At 33.9% G+C, this 1,314-nt stretch carries 1 protein-coding gene and 1 pseudogene; one reads left to right on the top strand and one right to left on the bottom strand.

All coding sequences use genetic code 11. The annotated features are described in order from the left end of the window. On the bottom strand, nucleotides 1-357 hold a 357-nt coding region (locus VXQ92_RS18495), incomplete at its 3' end, for a dihydroxy-acid dehydratase (protein WP_416682792.1). Between the two features lie 762 nt (nucleotides 358-1,119). Here VXQ92_RS18495 and VXQ92_RS18490 point away from each other — a divergent pair. After that, a pseudogene (locus tag VXQ92_RS18490) lies at nucleotides 1,120-1,314 on the top strand (acetate kinase); the annotation flags it as partial.

Raw genomic sequence — 1,314 nt, 5'->3', positions numbered from 1 at the left:
AGTAATACCATCACACATTGCCGGTACACCGCCCGCAAACTGTGCAACACCACCATTTTCACGTGCAGCTGTTTTTATAATGTCAGGGAATGTTTTATATGGGGCATGTGCTGAAAGCATTTCATTATATGAAGACACAATGCCAATATTTGGTTCACGGCCAACTTTAATAATTAATTTTTCATTATCTTCCATGCCAGCAAAACCATGAGCCAGGTTGGCACATGAGAGTGCACCACGAGCTGGGAATTTGCCTTGGGCATGTTCAATACGTTGTAAATATGCAGAACGAGTTTTTTGGCTACGCGCAATTACACGTTCAGTAACTTTTGCCAATACTGGATTCGGCAAGTCCATGCTGGACGCTCCTGTACAACCGGATAAGCCGGAACATAAAAATAGACCAAATGATATATTTCATCATCATTTGATAAGGGGGAGGAACAATATTATTAAGGCAAAAAGCGACATGCAAGCCCTAGTCAACTTTACGGTAATACTCGAGCATCGGTATTAAATACAAATTATGTTTAAGTTTTAAACGAGAAGCTGGTTTTATTTTTGACTATATTTATTGATATATCTGCCTCTATTAACTATGAGAAAATTCTCATAATATCAAAGCAATAAAATATTCTTATAAATGTATTAATACCGACTTTTTTATACTAAGTTTTATATTAAAAATGTTTATGATTTATTCATTTTAACCTATATATAAACGATTAAAATTTAATTTCATTTACGTATATTATTTGTAATACTCCCCTCTAGTTTGATTAAAATAGCAGCACTCCTTTTTTCTTAAAAAATTTATACCAAATATTTGAAAAATACATTAAATAGAAATCTACCTTTCATAAATATATACAAAAAACTGTTTAATTCTTCTACAAAAAAACAATAAATACAGTGGTTAAGCTTTATACTGAGCGAATATTAGTTATAAAAAATTTAATGGTCGATAGTGCTTAAGTCTAATGGGCTAAAGTCTATCTTGGACAGAAAAACAACACATGTTAAAACATCACAACCTGCTCTTAATGTATCACACAATTAATGCCTTTTGATCAGGAAGTTAGGAAAACTATTTTTATATCAGGACTTGGGTATTTCAACGTGGCTACATCAGTATTAGTTATTAATTGCGGTTCTTCATCTATTAAATACGCGCTGGTTTCAGAGCGTCGTGAAGATCGTATTTACGGTTTAGCAGAAAACTTAGGGGCAGCTGATGCTCGTATTAAAGGGATTACCGTCGGTGGAGAACCGCTAGAGCTTTCAATTCCTTATGCTGACCACGCCAAAGCTTTA

The sequence above is a fragment of the Acinetobacter sp. 228 genome (genome assembly GCF_048147885.1).
The sequence above is the reverse complement of the archived record's forward strand: the minus strand, read 5'-3'. Positions and strand labels throughout refer to the sequence as shown.